Origin of the sequence: Kribbella sp. NBC_01505 (assembly GCF_045040285.1) — a bacterium.
In the GTDB taxonomy this organism is placed as follows: domain Bacteria; phylum Actinomycetota; class Actinomycetes; order Propionibacteriales; family Kribbellaceae; genus Kribbella.
In genome coordinates, this window is the sequence record NZ_CP109425.1 from 408,735 (window position 1) to 424,602 (window position 15,868).

General features: G+C 62.4%; 8 protein-coding genes and 3 rRNA genes. 4 read left to right on the plus strand and 7 right to left on the minus strand.

Features of this window, described 5'->3' with window-relative positions; translation table 11 throughout:
- The first annotated feature begins 101 nt into the window (after positions 1-101).
- The 3 genes from OG474_RS01650 to OG474_RS01660 all read left to right on the plus strand — a co-directional run bounded on the left by OG474_RS01650 (position 102) and on the right by OG474_RS01660 (position 5,515).
- Positions 102-2,843 carry an AbfB domain-containing protein gene (locus OG474_RS01650; protein WP_405060368.1) on the plus strand — a complete coding sequence of 914 codons (2,742 nt, stop codon included), beginning with the start codon at positions 102-104 and terminating at the stop codon, positions 2,841-2,843.
- 1 nt (position 2,844) lies between these two features.
- A complete protein-coding gene (locus tag OG474_RS01655) occupies positions 2,845-4,665 on the plus strand; it encodes a glycoside hydrolase family 76 protein (RefSeq protein ID WP_405060369.1) in 1,821 nt (606 codons plus the stop codon).
- A 199-nt stretch (positions 4,666-4,864) separates the two neighbouring features.
- Entirely contained in the window at positions 4,865-5,515 is a 651-nt protein-coding gene (locus OG474_RS01660) for a hypothetical protein (RefSeq protein WP_405060370.1), read from the plus strand.
- Positions 5,516-6,127: 612 nt separating this feature from the next.
- On the opposite strand, the gene rrf is transcribed toward OG474_RS01660, so the two are convergent.
- The 6 genes from rrf to OG474_RS01690 all read right to left on the minus strand — a co-directional run bounded on the left by rrf (position 6,128) and on the right by OG474_RS01690 (position 14,219).
- Positions 6,128-6,245 (minus strand): 5S ribosomal RNA (rrf, locus tag OG474_RS01665).
- Between the two features lie 164 nt (positions 6,246-6,409).
- A 23S ribosomal RNA gene (locus OG474_RS01670) occupies positions 6,410-9,535 on the minus strand.
- 497 nt (positions 9,536-10,032) lie between these two features.
- A 16S ribosomal RNA gene (locus tag OG474_RS01675) occupies positions 10,033-11,550 on the minus strand.
- Together the 16S, 23S and 5S rRNA genes form the textbook arrangement of a ribosomal RNA operon.
- A 652-nt stretch (positions 11,551-12,202) precedes the next feature.
- Entirely contained in the window at positions 12,203-13,522 is a 1,320-nt protein-coding gene (locus tag OG474_RS01680; RefSeq protein WP_405060371.1) for a serine hydrolase domain-containing protein, read from the minus strand.
- A gap of 52 nt (positions 13,523-13,574) precedes the next feature.
- Positions 13,575-13,802, minus strand: a complete 228-nt coding sequence (locus OG474_RS01685) for a hypothetical protein (RefSeq protein ID WP_405060372.1) — start codon at positions 13,800-13,802, stop codon at positions 13,575-13,577.
- A gap of 66 nt (positions 13,803-13,868) precedes the next feature.
- Positions 13,869-14,219: a helix-turn-helix domain-containing protein gene (locus OG474_RS01690; protein WP_405060373.1), complete on the minus strand. Its 351-nt coding sequence runs from the start codon at positions 14,217-14,219 to the stop codon at positions 13,869-13,871.
- 140 nt (positions 14,220-14,359) lie between these two features.
- On the opposite strand from OG474_RS01690, the gene OG474_RS01695 reads away from it, so the two are divergent.
- Complete coding sequence (locus OG474_RS01695) at positions 14,360-14,656, plus strand: hypothetical protein (protein ID WP_405060374.1); 297 nt, start codon at positions 14,360-14,362, stop codon at positions 14,654-14,656.
- Positions 14,657-14,712: 56 nt separating this feature from the next.
- Here the strand turns inward: OG474_RS01695 and OG474_RS01700 are convergent, their stop codons facing one another.
- A complete protein-coding gene (locus tag OG474_RS01700; protein ID WP_405060375.1) occupies positions 14,713-15,690 on the minus strand; it encodes a hypothetical protein in 978 nt (325 codons plus the stop codon).
- Between the last annotated feature and the right edge of the window lie 178 nt (positions 15,691-15,868).

Genomic DNA, 15,868 nt, shown 5'->3' on the forward strand with positions numbered 1-15,868 from the left:
CTTTCCGACAGAAACAATCATCCAGAGTCTTGATTTAGTCGGTCCGGTCTTCATACTGACGGGTGAGAGCGCTCTCTCCTACCGCCCCAGGGAGACTACAGATGACCTCCGGCCTGCTCCGTCATGCCTCCGTACGGCTCACTCTGCTGATCGTTCTCGCGATCCTCAGCAGTGCGCTGGTCTCAGCGCCGGCCGAGGCCTTCGCCCCGAAGCCGCCACCCCTGACCACCCCCTGGACCAACCAGGTCTCGGTCACGAACCCGCTCCCCGAATATCCCCGGCCGCAGCTGACCCGGACGGACTGGCAGAGCCTCAACGGCGTCTGGCAGTTCGCCCCGACCAGCAACCTCAACAACCCACCGATCGGTGGCACCTTGGCCGAGGAGGTGCTGGTCCCGTACCCGATCGAGTCGGCCTTGTCCGGCATCCAGCGGCACGAGAACCGCATGTACTACAAGCGGAACTTCGCCGTCCCGGCCGGCTGGTCCGGGCGGCACGTGCAGCTGAACTTCGGCGCGGTCATGTGGCAGTCCAAGATCTGGGTGAACGGCGTACTACTCGGCACCCACGAGGGCGGGTACGACGCGTTCTCGTACGACATCACGTCGGCGCTCCGGGCCGGAAGCAACGAGATCATCGTCGGCGTCTGGGCGCCGGTCGACGCCGAGGACATCCCGTCGGGCAAGCAGCGCCTCAACCGCGGCGGCATCTGGTACACCCCGTCGTCCGGTATCTGGCAGACCGTCTGGCTCGAACCGACCGAGGCCACCTGGATCAAGCGCCTCGACACCGTTCCGAACGTCGCCGCCGGCGGACTCGATCTGAACGTCCAAGCCTCATCCGCCGGGCAACCGGTTCGCGCACAGGTGCTGTCCGGCGGCCAGGTCGTCGGTGAAGCGACCGGTGTCAGCGGTACGTCGTTCCGCGTCCCGGTCCCGAACGCGCGGCTCTGGTCCCCCGACGACCCGTTCCTCTACGACCTCAAGGTCACCCTCGGCAGCGATGCGGTCGGTGGGTACTTCGGGATGCGCTCGGTCGGCAAGGCGATGATCGGCGGCTTCATGCGCCCGACGCTGAACGGCAAGTTCGTCTTCCAGCTCGGCACGCTCGACCAGGGCTACTGGCCCGACGGCCTCTACACCGCACCCACCGACACGGCACTCCGCTTCGATCTCGAACAGCAGAAGTCGCTCGGCTTCAACATGGTCCGCAAACACATCAAGGTCGAGTCGGCGCGCTGGTTCTACTGGGCCGACAAACTCGGGCTGATGGTGTGGCAGGACATGCCGTCGCTGGTGGCCGGCCGCAACGCGTCCGCGACCGGTGAAGCGCGGTACGAGTCCGAGCTGCGCCGGATGATCGACAACCACAAGCAGATCACGTCGATCGTGCAGTGGATCCCGTTCAACGAGGGCTGGGGTGAGTTCCAGGCCGGCCGGATCGCCGATCTGGTGAAGAGCCTCGACCCGAGCCGGCTGGTCAACCACAACTCCGGGTCGAACTGCTGCGACTCCGATCCGGATCCCGGTAACGGCGACATCATCGACGACCACATGTACGTCGGTCCCGGGATCGCGCGAGCGCCATCGGCAACCCGGGTGCTGCAGCTCGGCGAGTACGGCGGGCTCGGCCTGCACGTCCCCGGCCACGAATGGCCGAGCGGCAACAGCTTCGCCTACGAGATGCTACCGACCAGTGAGGCACTGACGAATCGGTACATCCAGATCACCAGTCAGCTGCCGGATCTGATCAACGGCTCCGGGTTGTCCGGCTCGGTCTACACCGAGCCGACGGACGTGGAAGACGAGATCAACGGCTTCTTCACCTATGACCGGCAGGTGCAGAAGATGGACTTCGCCCGGGTGCGTGCCGTCCATCAACAGGTGCTGGCCGCCGCGAACGGTACGGCGTTGCCGACCGGGAAGCTGGTGTCTTTCCGCGTCACGACGCCCAACTACACCAACCGCTACCTCCGCCATACCAATGGAGTCGCGAACACCGAGGTGGTCGACGCCGGGAGCAGTCAGGGTTTGAAGCAGGACGCGACGTTCTGGGTTCGGTCTGGCTTGTCGAACGGCAGCTGCTTCTCCTTCGAGTCCCGCAACTTCCCCGGGCAGTATCTGCGTCAGCGTGATCAGCGGGTCTACAAGGAGGCCAACACCGGCGGCACCTTCGCGGCTGATGCCACCTTCTGTGCCCGTCCCGGTCTCAGCGGCGGCGGTACGTCACTGGAGTCCGCTGCACGACCCGGCCAGTACCTGCGGCACCGGAACTCCGAGGTGTGGGTGGACGGCGACACTGGTGGTTCCTTCCGCGATGACTCCACCTGGAACCTCATACCGGCCTGGTGGAAGAGCGGTGCGGATCTGAGTGTCGGTCAGGCCCGTACCTTCCGCGTGACCACCTCCGGCTACACCAACCGGGTGCTGCGACACCGGGAGAGCCTGGCCCGGACTGACATCGTGGACGCGGGCTCCGCGCTGGCTGACCGGCAGGACTCCACCTTCGTCGTACGGGCGGGTCTGGCAGAGAGCACCTGCTACTCGTTGGAGTCGGTGAACTTCCCTGGTCAGTACCTGCGGCACAGCAACTACCGGCTGCAGAAGGCGACCAGCGACGGCAGCGATACCTTCCGCAGAGATGCGACGTTCTGCGCACAGCCTCCGCTGGCTGGTGGAGCAGGGAACGTGTCCCTGCAGTCGATCAACTACCCCACCTACTACGTCCGCCACTCCAGTGAGCTGGTGTACATCGCTACGGCGAGCGGGGCGAACGCGTGGGACGGTGGCAGCAGCTACAACGCCGACGCGACCTGGAACAACCAGTCTGGGCTGGGAGGCTGACATGCGCCCGCTGATCATCGCACTGGCGTTGCTGAGCTCGACACTCGTCGTACCGACATTTGCGCAGGCGCGGCAGGTTCCGCTGGCTCAGGTCTGTTCGGTGTCGTGCGACACGCTCGACCCGTCGCGGGCGCAGGAGGAGACCTTCCCAGTGCCGGAGAAGGTGATCAACGGACGCCGCGTCGTACTGCATGTGTCCGACAAGGACTCGATGGCCTGGGGAAGCATCGACAACGGCGTCACCAACGACGCGGTCTGGCTCGACCGCAGCTGGGACGGCGGTGCGACGTGGGAGGGGTTGCTCGGCAAGGCCTCGATCCCCAACGGCTGGACCGGCACTCGGACGCTGATGTACAACCTCGCCGACCCAGCCGGACACCGGCGCGGGATGATCCGAGCCTGTGGCGACGCTGCTGGAGTGGATTGCACCGCGTGGGCCTATCCGACTGTCTGTGCCGCGGCCTGTGATGGCAGCGACGGTCCGTCCGGCGACAACCAGCCGGTCCCCTCGGCGGCTCTGGCCGGTCGCCGGATCGCGCTGCACATCGACAACCGCGGGATGGCCTGGGGCACGATCGACACCGGCCGTGCCGGCGACGAGGTCTGGCTCGACCGCTCCTGGAACGAAGGCGCCTCCTGGCCCGGCGGCTCCTCCCTCGGCCGCGTCTCCGTTGGCGCGGGCGCCACCACGGTGAAGACAAAGCTCTTCGCCAGCGTCGACCCACGCTCCAAGCTGTACGGCGGCGCCGTCCGTGCCTGCGGCCGAGCTGTCGAAGGCCAAAACGGAGCCTGTACGACGTGGGCGCGGCCGGCCGCGGATCGGACATCGGCCGCGGCTGATGCGTTGATGTACTCGTACCAACCGTCTACCGCGTGGTGGCTGTCGAGTTGGTGGAACTCCGCGGTCGCGCTCACCACGGTGATGGACTACCAGCAGCGGACCCGGCGTACCGATCTGCGCTGGATGGTCAACGAGATGTTCGACAAGAACAAGGGCGTCTTCCCGGCCGGGGTGAAGAGCGGCGACGCGCTGGAGGGCAACTTCATCAGCCGGGCGATCGATGACACCGAGTGGTGGGCGATCGCGTGGATCCAGGCCTATGACTTGACGGGTGAGCGGAAGTACCTGGACATGGCGGTGACGATCGCGAACTACGTCCAGGGCTACTGGGACACCGGCTCGTGTGGCGGTGGCGTGTGGTGGGATCGCGAGCGGACCTACAAGAACGCGATCACGAACGGGCTGTATGTCCGGATGACCGCCGCACTGCACAACCGGCTGCCCGGTGACTCAGTGTGGCTGCAGCGAGCGACGACCGGCTGGAACTGGTTCAAGAACAGCGGCATGATCAACTCGGCCGGCCTGGTGAACGACGGCATCAACGGCTCGTGCACCAACAACGGTCAGACGGTGTGGACCTACAACCAGGGTCTCGCGATCGGCGGCGCGCTCGAACTATGGCGAGCAACCGGGGACAGCGCCGTACTGGCCAAGGCTCGGCAACTGGGTGATGCGGCGATGTCGTCGATGCTGCTCAGTCCGGGCGGGATCCTGACGGAGTCGTGTGATGCCGCGGGCAACTGCGATGACAACCAGAAGCAGTTCAAGGGCATCTTCATGCGATACCTGATGGATCTGGCCGACAGCACCGGCGACGCGTCGTACAAGACCTATGCGCAGCGGCAGGCGGACTCGATCTGGCTGAGCGATCGCGACTCGCTCAACCGGCTCGGCCAGCGCTGGGCTGCCGGGGGCGTCCGGGACTGGCGGACACAGGCCAGTGCGCTCGGTGGACTGCTGGCGGCGACGCCGAAGAGCTGAGGTACTTCGGACGCTTATTTTACTAAAACCGGACCCCGGTGGTCGCCTCCGACCCATCGGTGTCGCAGACTGGTCAGGTGGAACTTCCAGAGAACCGCACGGGCTCTTCACGCCGAGTAGGCGGAACTCTGGCCAACCATCCGGCCACCGGCGTACCGTCTGCTGCGCGGGATCGGCCGGCTCACGATCGGAGGGCGTGATGGCATCATGGCTGCTGCGCGCCCAGTGGGCTCACCGTGACGAGACCGTAGAGCACCGCGCGCTGCGGGTGGATCGCACGCTGACAGCGGTTGCGGTCGCGTTTCCCGATGTCCACGCGTGGACTCAGGACGAACGCTGGGGGTACCACGTTCTGGAAGCGGATGGCTCGATTCCGCTCGAGGAGATGGTCGAGGCGACCACGAAGGTGCTCGCCAACGGCTCCAGCACTACTCGGTTGCACCTTCAGAGCACTGGAGAGCTGCCGTGGCTCTTCGATCTGTCGATGGGCGGGACGCTCACGACTGTGTCGGACCAGGTGACGCTGCACTGGAGCGACGACGACGCGCTCGCGCAGCCTGAACGCTTCGCGCAGGTCTTGCGGGCAGTGGTGTCCATCTGGGAGCCGGAGTGGGCGAGCATCGCCGACACCGAGCTTGCCGCGGCCGCTGGGGTATTCCGTCGAGGGATTCCGATGATGGGATGGCTCACCTATGTGCGTGGCATGGTGACCGGCGCGCATGGCATCGACATCCAACTGACGCCGTTCGAGCGGGGAACCCTGCTCCAGGCTCCGGTTTCGCCGGCAGACCTTACTCCGGTCCACATCTGTGCCGCGGCCGCTCTGGTGGGCATCGCTCCGGAAGCCTGATCGGCCTCCTGGAAATAACAAAAGCCCAGACAGGTTCTGTCTGGCCTGACTTCGGTCATTTGGGTTAGTGCCTGAGTCGGCAACCGGTGACAGCAGGTCGACGCGCGGCCGCCCGTGCGCCCGGCGAGTGTGAGAAGTGTGCGCTCCCGCCCTGGGTCGCGCCCCTAGGGGTCTCTGCTGGGCACGGTCGCGGGTGCTGGGGAGCAAAACCGCCCGATTCAGGGGGCCAGGACTCCCCGAACCGGTTTAGGAACAGCGATCGGGTCCGGCCCGGACGCTCCCTAAACCGTTTGGGGAGCACAACCAACCGATTCTGGTTCACTACCTTCCCCAAACCAGACACGCCCTCCGATCGTTCGGGCGTTACGCGCGGCGGCTCGCGGTACCCCAGGACCGGACCTACGTCTCCCGGCACAAGAGCGGTATCCGATCTCGTTAGTGCCTGAACTCGCCCGCTCGGACAGGCATCCTCGCAGGTCAGCGCCATGCGGTGCTTCCAGTCCGGCGAGGCTGACCGAAGTCAGGAGCCCAGACAGGTTCTGTCTGGGCTTCGGTGTTCTGGGGGAAATGTTAAGGGCCACCCCTAGTGGGGTGGCCCTTAACAGTGTGAATGTCCGGCGGTGTCCTACTCTCCCACGACCTACCGGTCGCAGTACCATCGGCGCTGAAGGGCTTAACTTCCAGGTTCGGAATGGAGACTGGGTGTTTCCCCTACGCTATGACCACCGAAACTCTATCAAAATATCAACAACCAACCCTGCAAATCACAACCCCGTAGCGTGATGCCTGGGGGTTGGTGCTGGGGGTCCTGTTCATATTCTGGGAACCGTACAGCGGACGCGAACATCGTTACCTGTAGCACAGCAAGTCATGTTGCCTCATCAATGATGAGTGTGTGACAAGCCCTCGGCCTATTAGTACCAGTCAGCTCCACACCTTACGGTGCTTCCACTTCTGGCCTATCAACCCAGTGGTCTACTGGGGGCCTTACCCGGTTAACCCGGTGGGAGACCTCATCTTGAAGCGTGCTTCCCGCTTAGATGCTTTCAGCGGTTATCACTCCCGAACGTAGCCAACCAGCCGTGCTCCTGGCGGAACAACTGGCACACCAGAGGTTCGTCCACCCCGGTCCTCTCGTACTAGGGGCAGCCCTTCTCAAGTCTCCTGCGCGCGCAGCGGATAGGGACCGAACTGTCTCACGACGTTCTAAACCCAGCTCGCGTGCCGCTTTAATGGGCGAACAGCCCAACCCTTGGGACCTACTCCAGCCCCAGGATGCGACGAGCCGACATCGAGGTGCCAAACCATCCCGTCGATATGGACTCTTGGGGAAGATCAGCCTGTTATCCCCGGGGTACCTTTTATCCGTTGAGCGACGGTGCTCCCACATGCCACCGCCGGATCACTAGTTCCGACTTTCGTCCCTGCTCGACATGTCTGTCTCACAGTCAAGCTCCCTTGTGCACTTACACTCGACACCTGATTGCCAACCAGGCTGAGGGAACCTTTGAGCGCCTCCGTTACCTTTTAGGAGGCGACCGCCCCAGTCAAACTACCCACCAGGCACTGTCCCTGATCCAGATAATGGACCTAAGTTAGACAGCCAGAACAACCAGAGTGGTATTTCAACGATGACTCCACCCGAACTGGCGTCCGAGCTTCACAGTCTCCCACCTATCCTACACAAGTTGTACCGACCACCAATACCAAGTTGTAGTAAAGGTCCCGGGGTCTTTCCGTCCTGCTGCGCGTAACGAGCATCTTTACTCGTAATGCAATTTCGCCGAGTCCACGGTTGAGACAGCGCCCAAGTCGTTACGCCATTCGTGCAGGTCGGAACTTACCCGACAAGGAATTTCGCTACCTTAGGATGGTTATAGTTACCACCGCCGTTTACTGGCGCTTAAGTTCAAAGCTTCGCCGGCCTAAACCAGCTAACCTGTCCCCTTAACGTTCCAGCACCGGGCAGGCGTCAGTCCGTATACATCGAATTACTTCTTCGCACGGACCTGTGTTTTTAGTAAACAGTCGCTTGGGCCTGGTCTCTGCGGCCATCAACGCTTCCACCCGAGAAGGATGTAACGCATCCGGCCCCCCTTCTCCCGAAGTTACGGGGGCATTTTGCCGAGTTCCTTAACCATGGTTCACTCGATCGCCTTGGTATTCTCTACCTGATCACCTGTGTCGGTTTGGGGTACGGGCGGCTCTAACACTCACTACGAAGTTTTTCTCGGCAGCATGGGATCATCCACTTCCCCTTAACGGGTCCGCCTCGGCTCTCAGGCTACATGAGACACGGATTTGCCTATGCCTCGCCCTACCACCTTGCCCGCGGATCAGCTTACGCCTACCATCGCCGCGGTTGGACTACCCTCCTGCGTCACTCCTCAGTGCACCTAATACCAAATCGGGTCGAGATCCTCACCACTTGGCCCGAAGGCCGCCTAGCTCAGAGCTCTTAGCATTTCTGGGTTCGGTCTTGTCGTGTTAATGCCGGTACGGGAATATCAACCCGTTGTCCATCGACTACGCCTGTCGGCCTCGCCTTAGGTCCCGACTTACCCAGGGCAGATTAGCTTGACCCTGGAACCCTTGATCATCCGGCGGACGGGTTTCTCACCCGTCATTCGCTACTCATGCCTGCATTCTCACTCGTGCAGCATCCACAACTCCATCACTAGGCTGCTTCACACGCTGCACGACGCTCCCCTACCCATCCACACACCTGGACCCAAATCAAGTCTGGGCCGAGTAATAGTGTAAATGCCACAGCTTCGGCGGATTGCTTGAGCCCCGCTACATTGTCGGCGCGGAATCACTTGACCAGTGAGCTATTACGCACTCTTTCAAGGGTGGCTGCTTCTAAGCCAACCTCCTGGTTGTCTGGGCAACTCCACATCCTTTTCCACTTAGCAATCGCTTAGGGGCCTTAGCTGGTGATCTGGGCTGTTTCCCTCTCGACTACGGAGCTTATCCCCCGCAGTCTCACTGCCGCGCTCTCACTTACCGGCATTCGGAGTTTGGCTGATTTCGGTAAGCCGGTAAGCCCCCTAGACCATCCAGTGCTCTACCTCCGGTAAGAAACACGCGACGCTGCACCTATATGCATTTCGGGGAGAACCAGCTATCACGGAGTTTGATTGGCCTTTCACCCCTATCCACAGGTCATCCCCCAGGTTTTCAACCCTGGTGGGTTCGGTCCTCCACGCGGTCTTACCCGCGCTTCAACCTGCCCATGGATAGATCACTCCGCTTCGGGTCTAGAGCATGCGACTAAAGCGCCCTATTCAGACTCGCTTTCGCTACGGCTACCCCACACGGGTTAACCTCGCCACACACCACTAACTCGCAGGCTCATTCTTCAAAAGGCACGCCGTCACACATTCCAAAGAACATGCTCCGACGGATTGTAGGCAATCGGTTTCAGGTACTATTTCACTCCCCTCCCGGGGTACTTTTCATCTTTCCCTCACGGTACTAGTCCGCTATCGGTCACCAAGAAGTATTTAGGCTTAGCGGGTGGTCCCGCCAGATTCACACGGGATTTCAAGAGTCCCGTGCTACTTGGGAAAACACTCGGAAGTCACTGTCTTACGCCTACAGGGCTATAACCCACTACGGCTCAACATTCCAGAAGATTCGACTTCAACAGTGATTTATAACTCCCCGGTCCAATGGCGTTAAGACCTGAATGCTCCCACAACCCCACATGCGCAACACACGCCAGTTATCACACGCACATGGTTTAGCCTCATCCGCTTTCGCTCGCCACTACTCACGGAATCACTATTGTTTTCTCTTCCTGCGGGTACTGAGATGTTTCACTTCCCCGCGTTCCCTCCAGAACCCTATGTGTTCAGGCACTGGTAACTGGCTTTAGAATGCCAGCTGGGTTTCCCCATTCGGACACCCCCGGATCACAGCTCGGTTGCCAACTCCCCGGGGCTTATCGCAGGCTCCAACGTCCTTCATCGGCTCTTGGTGCCAAGACATCCACCGATTGCCCTTAGTAGCTTGTCAAAAAACAACAAAAAATACATTCGCTACAAAGATGCTCGCGTCCACTATACAGTTCTCAAAATACGACCAGGCACACCAGCCCATGTCCACCACTTTCCTCGGGAGACAGACCAGAAGGGAAACAAAACACCCTCAAATCCGCCACCACCAGAAGTTTGGTGAGAGCCGGCCCCAGCCACCCAAGACACCAACGATTCGCAAGAATCCAGTGTCTCCGTGACCCAGAAGAAAAAGTCCCAACCCCCGAACCCGTAGGTCCGTTGGCTGGGCCCGATTCCTCAGGACCCAACAGCGCGCCTCGATGATCCACTCGACGTCGTTCGCTTTCCACGCTCACACCCACAAGTGGATGCTCGCAGTACTAACTCACTCGGTTCTGCTTGCTCATCTAATGGTCAATGTTCCACATTCCGAAGCACCGTCGCCCTGGAACGGATGTCCAGGAAACGACGAGTAGACAGGCACCCCTTGCGGGCTTGCCTGCCAATGCTCCTTAGAAAGGAGGTGATCCAGCCGCACCTTCCGGTACGGCTACCTTGTTACGACTTCGTCCTAATCGCCAGCCCCACCTTCGACGGCTCCCTCCACAAGGGTTAGGCCACCGGCTTCGGGTGTTGCCGACTTTCATGACGTGACGGGCGGTGTGTACAAGGCCCGGGAACGTATTCACCGCAGCGTTGCTGATCTGCGATTACTAGCGACTCCGACTTCATGGGGTCGAGTTGCAGACCCCAATCCGAACTGAGACCGGCTTTTTGGGATTCGCTCCACCTTGCGGTATCGCAGCCCTTTGTACCGGCCATTGTAGCATGCGTGAAGCCCTGGACATAAGGGGCATGATGACTTGACGTCATCCCCACCTTCCTCCGAGTTGACCCCGGCAGTCTCCTATGAGTCCCCACCATAACGTGCTGGCAACATAGGACGAGGGTTGCGCTCGTTGCGGGACTTAACCCAACATCTCACGACACGAGCTGACGACAGCCATGCACCACCTGTATAGGACCCTTACGGACCCCCCATCTCTGGAGGATTTCCCTATATGTCAAACCCAGGTAAGGTTCTTCGCGTTGCATCGAATTAATCCGCATGCTCCGCCGCTTGTGCGGGCCCCCGTCAATTCCTTTGAGTTTTAGCCTTGCGGCCGTACTCCCCAGGCGGGGCGCTTAATGCGTTAGCTGCGGCACGGAGGACGTGGAATGTCCCCCACACCTAGCGCCCAACGTTTACGGCGTGGACTACCAGGGTATCTAATCCTGTTCGCTACCCACGCTTTCGCTCCTCAGCGTCAGGTAAGGCCCAGAGAGCCGCCTTCGCCACCGGTGTTCTTCCTGATATCTGCGCATTCCACCGCTACACCAGGAGTTCCGCTCTCCCCTGCCTACCTCTAGTCTGCCCGTATCGGAAGCAGGCTCGGAGTTAAGCTCCGAGTTTTCACTCCCGACGTGACGAACCGCCTACGAGCCCTTTACGCCCAATAATTCCGGACAACGCTCGGACCCTACGTATTACCGCGGCTGCTGGCACGTAGTTGGCCGGTCCTTCTTCTGCAGGTACCGTCACTTTCGCTTCGTCCCTGCTGAAAGAGGTTTACAACCCGAAGGCCGTCATCCCTCACGCGGCGTTGCTGCGTCAGACTTTCGTCCATTGCGCAATATTCCCCACTGCTGCCTCCCGTAGGAGTCTGGGCCGTGTCTCAGTCCCAGTGTGGCCGGTCGCCCTCTCAGGCCGGCTACCCGTCGACGCCTTGGTAGGCCATTACCCCACCAACAAGCTGATAGGCCGCGAGCCCATCCCCAACCGCCAGAACTTTCAACCCTCCGCCATGAAGCAGAAGATGATATCCGGTATTAGACCCCGTTTCCGAGGCTTATCCCGAAGTTGAGGGTAGGTTGCTCACGTGTTACTCACCCGTTCGCCGCTCGTGTACCCCCGAAGGGGCCTTACCGCTCGACTTGCATGTGTTAAGCACGCCGCCAGCGTTCGTCCTGAGCCAGGATCAAACTCTCCGTTGAAAAATATAGACAAACCGCAAACCCGAAGGCTCCCGGACAGTCAACAACTTCGAACTGACCCTTTGAACATCAGAGACAATCAAACTGACTGAATCCATAAATTACATTCAAAGGAATCCGAACACAGACAAAACAAAACCCCCACCCGCATCCGAATAGACCGGGTGAAAGAATCGCCGATGCCCATGTACGGGGTTAATGCTAAATTTCGGCATTGACTTTCGGCACGCTGTTGAGTTCTCAAGAATCGGACGCACACCGCAGCCGAACCTTTCGATTCAAGCTCCCGGGGCAACCCGCCAAACATTACTGTTTCGAACCCAGCCGGTCAAATCGGCCACTTTCGTCCCAGTCACCCGTGTTTCAGCGGCCGAACCGTATCCGAAGACACGCTTCAGCAACACTTACTTAGAGGATGGTCAGGAGGTCCGGCCGCTTCCGCGTCCTGCACTCGCTCCCAACAAGAAGAACAATACTGATGTTCACCCGCTAGATGCAAATCGGGGTCTGGCAGCTTGCTCCAGCCCTTATATCGCCGTACTGATGCCGCCCGGCAGACGCCTCTCGGCGAGTGGCCGCTCGTAGCGGCGAAGGTTGAGGCCCGGGGGTCTTGTACCGGGCGGCACCAGATGTAACCGGGCCGGTCGGCCGGCTATTCCCGCACACAGTCGAGCTCGAAGCCGGCCTGCTCGAAGACCAGTCGACCGTCCCGAAGCTCCAGCTGCGCCTGCGTGGCCGACGCCATGAATCGAGCGTCCGACAGCGGGATGAACCGCAACGGCGGTTGCCCCTCGAACGTGACCATCAGGCCACTCCCCCATGGCTGAACAGCAAGCCGCGTCCTGTCTCCGAGCCTGTAGTCGCCGGCGAGCTCGGTCAGTACCTCTGGCGCAGGCAGGTCGAACAGCTCGTCCACCGGCCGATAGTTCTCCCACCCGTACGCCGACGCTGCCGCCGCGAAGGCTCGGAGGGAAAGCCGGTTGCCGCCGTCCGAGTTCGTCATGACTACCGCGCCGTACCCGGTCATCCGATCGGTGAGCAGATTGCAGCGGAACCCGAGGTTCCCACCGCTGTGCCCGAACAACTGACCCGACGCGTTCAGGAACGGGCCGATGCCGACGTGGGTCAGGCCGGCGATCGGTGGATCCAGCCGGATCAGTGGCGTGAGCATCTGCCGCGCCAGCTCTGGGGACAGGAGCGCACCGTGGGCGCCGGCGTACGACTGGTGGACTCCGATCGCGAATCTGGCCAGATCGGTCGGGGTGGTCCACAGCCCAGCTGCGGCCAGCTCCGGGTACACGTGCCAGCCGCCGTCGACCGGTTCGCCCTTCTCGCTGTGACCGGTGGCGGCTCGTGAGGCCAGGTCCGGTGGTAGCGGCTGGGCGTAGGCGCTGTCAGTCATCCCCAGCGGATCGAGCACCAGCTCACGCATCAGATCGCGGAACGGTGTGCTGGTCACGTCTTCGAGCAGCTGCTGGATAACCGTCGTACCGCCACCTGAGTACGCGAACTGCACGCCCGGGATTCGCTCCACGCGCGGACCGACGGTGTTGCTCGGCGCCGCACCGGTCAGGATCTCGACAGTTGTCGGCAACGGAGCACCTGTGCGGTAGCCCGGGAACCCGGGCGTAGTCATCCCTGCGCTGTGGCTCGCCAATTGCCGCAATGTGACGACAGGCTGCCAAGCCCGGGTTGGTGGCACCTGCCATGACTTGAGGCGGTTGTTGACGTCCTCGTCCAGGTCGAGCATGCCTCGATCCACCAACCGCAGCATCGCGAGCGCTGCGACCGGCTTACTGATCGAAGCGGCCTGGAACAGCGTGTCAGGCTCAACCGCCGCCGAGGTATCCGCCGTCCGGACCCCGGCCGTCCCGGTGTGGGTGATCTCGCCGTTCTCGATCACCGCCCAGCTGACGCCGGGCACCCGCAGCTCCTCGCGATCCGCTTCGATCCCGTCCCGCAGTACGTCCACGTTCCCCTCCTCGACGACCTACCGGGAACGCTACGCCACGTCGGATCGCGGGCTACTTCGACGGCTGGGGCGCGGTGCAGTCGATCTTGGGGTTGGCCCCGATGTAGTTCAACGGGCCGGCCACCACGGTGACGAGAGTCGTGCCGACCTTGGCACAGGTCGCGTCGGAGCCGGAGAAGTAGCTCCGCTGGGCGGCCGCGGCCAGACCGATCAGCAACCAGACGACCACGATGATCGCGAGCGTCCGCGAACCTGTCCTCGATGCAGTGCGAGTACGCATGTCCCCTCCTGGGCTTGGGCGAACCCCCGTGTGGAACGTCTATCCAGTGCCCGCCCGCAAACGCTCTCAGTGCGTAGGCGACTCCTGCGGGTCGGCTGGTTGCAGGCGTGCCAGGACGCGCGCGAGGTCCCCGATCGCGGTGTTGAGCTGTGTCAACGAATCCTGGTCGATCGGAACCGGCTGATCGAGGCCGAGGTTGGCGGCGAACCGGAGTCTGGCGTCAGGCGCGGCATTCCGCAGCGAGGTGTCGAGCGCCTCCTGCAGCGGTGGGCTCGGCACCATCTCCGGTCTCTCCCGCCACTTCGTGACCGTGCGTGGCGAGATCCCGAGGTACTCGGCGAAGGCCTCGTTGGTCAGCCGCAATGCCGCCCGCAAGGCATTCGCATGCCGGCCGGTCCATTCGTCGATGACTGTCATCGCTCTCACTCTCCTGGGCGTTGGTCACTCCTTGCAATCAGAGTACGGCGATCGGGTGACCGTCGGAGTGCCTAATTTGTGCCCTGTGGATACCGGTTGAGTTCCTGGTGAGGACGGGGTCCGGCCCGTTGACTTGGGCCATGGACGAGATCAGCGGTAGGACCGCGACGCTGCCGCGAAGATCTTCGCGACGACGTCATCTGGAGGTCGCGAGCGAGGCAGGACCGCGCTGCTTCCAGCTCGTGCGGCACGTCGACGTCTCCGGCATCAGCGGTACGGGCGTCGTCGCCGAAGGAGTCGAGTGGGCCGACGGGTCGGTCGCGCTGCACTGGGGCGGCCGCTACCCGACCACCACGGTCTGGGCCGACGGCATCGAGGCGCTCCTGACCATCCACGGCCACAACGGCTCGACCACCATCCGCTGGCTGGACGAGTGAGCGCGCATCGACCCCGGTGCGGCGGGTCAACCCTGCACAGCGCCCGCCGCGCCGGCTTACTCCGAATAGAACTGCTCGCGATACTCACCGTTGGATTCTTCGGCGGGCTGCGCTCCATTGCGCTTCGCCGGGCCCTCAACCTCTCGCGGCGTGGTGCGTGGTGGTCGCTTCGGCTCCGGCCGATCGGCATCGACCAGGTCGTCGACCGCGCTGGTGAAGTCCAGTTCGGCACGGGTCGGTTTCGGCTGCGCGATCGCCTCGGCCGACGTACGCCGTACCGGCAGGTCGTTGGCTGCCGCGGAAAGCTCGGCGAGGGTGTCCAGCAGGCCCAGCGCGTTCTCGACGTCGCCGGGATGATTGGCCAGCCACCAGACGGCGGCCGATCCCGGCGTGGCAAACACGTCGTCCTTGAGATAGGCGCGCTTGTCCTGCTCCATCCGGCGTTCGATCAAGGTCGTCTGCTCAAGGCGGTGCAGGGCGGCCAGGTGCTGAAGATGCTTGTGATCCGCATCAGGCAACCGCAACCGCACTTCAGTAGCCCAGCAACGCACCTGCCCTTTGTCATCCAGCGCAGGCTCCCCAAGGATCGCCGCGAGATGCTGCTGGTTCAGCGCCTCCTCGGTCACCTGCAGTCCCACCGCCAGCGCACGCGCGCGCTTCAGCAACGCATCGACCGCTACGGCGCCAAGATCCGCATGCCGCGACCCCGACAACACCGTCGACCACTGCACGATCGCCGAGAAGCTGAACTGGAAGTCAGCCGAGGCAGACGGCAACCGCACATCCACCACAGTCCTCGTCGGCGGCCCTGTGAACACAGGATCCGGCAGTACGACGGGCGCCGGTGCAGCCTGCACCTTCTGCACCACGGGCTTCGGCGCATCGGGCTGCTTCCACACCACCGCCAGCAACACCAGCAGCACGACGCTGAGCACCACCGCCGCCCACGCCGGCAACCCAACCACCAACGACACGACATACAGCACCACAACAATCGCGGCAGCCGTCAGAAGGCTGTTCCGGTGCAGCTTCATGGTGGTGTTCCTTCACCGCGTCGGGCGGACGTCAGCAGGGCGACCCATGCGTACCGAACGGCTCCCCGTTCGCACGCCGTCCAGGTCACCGGCAACCCAGACCACAGGCTCACCTCACGACAAGCCCCCCAAAAGTTTCACACGCCCAACCCACCACAGCCGCCCCAAGCGTGTCGGT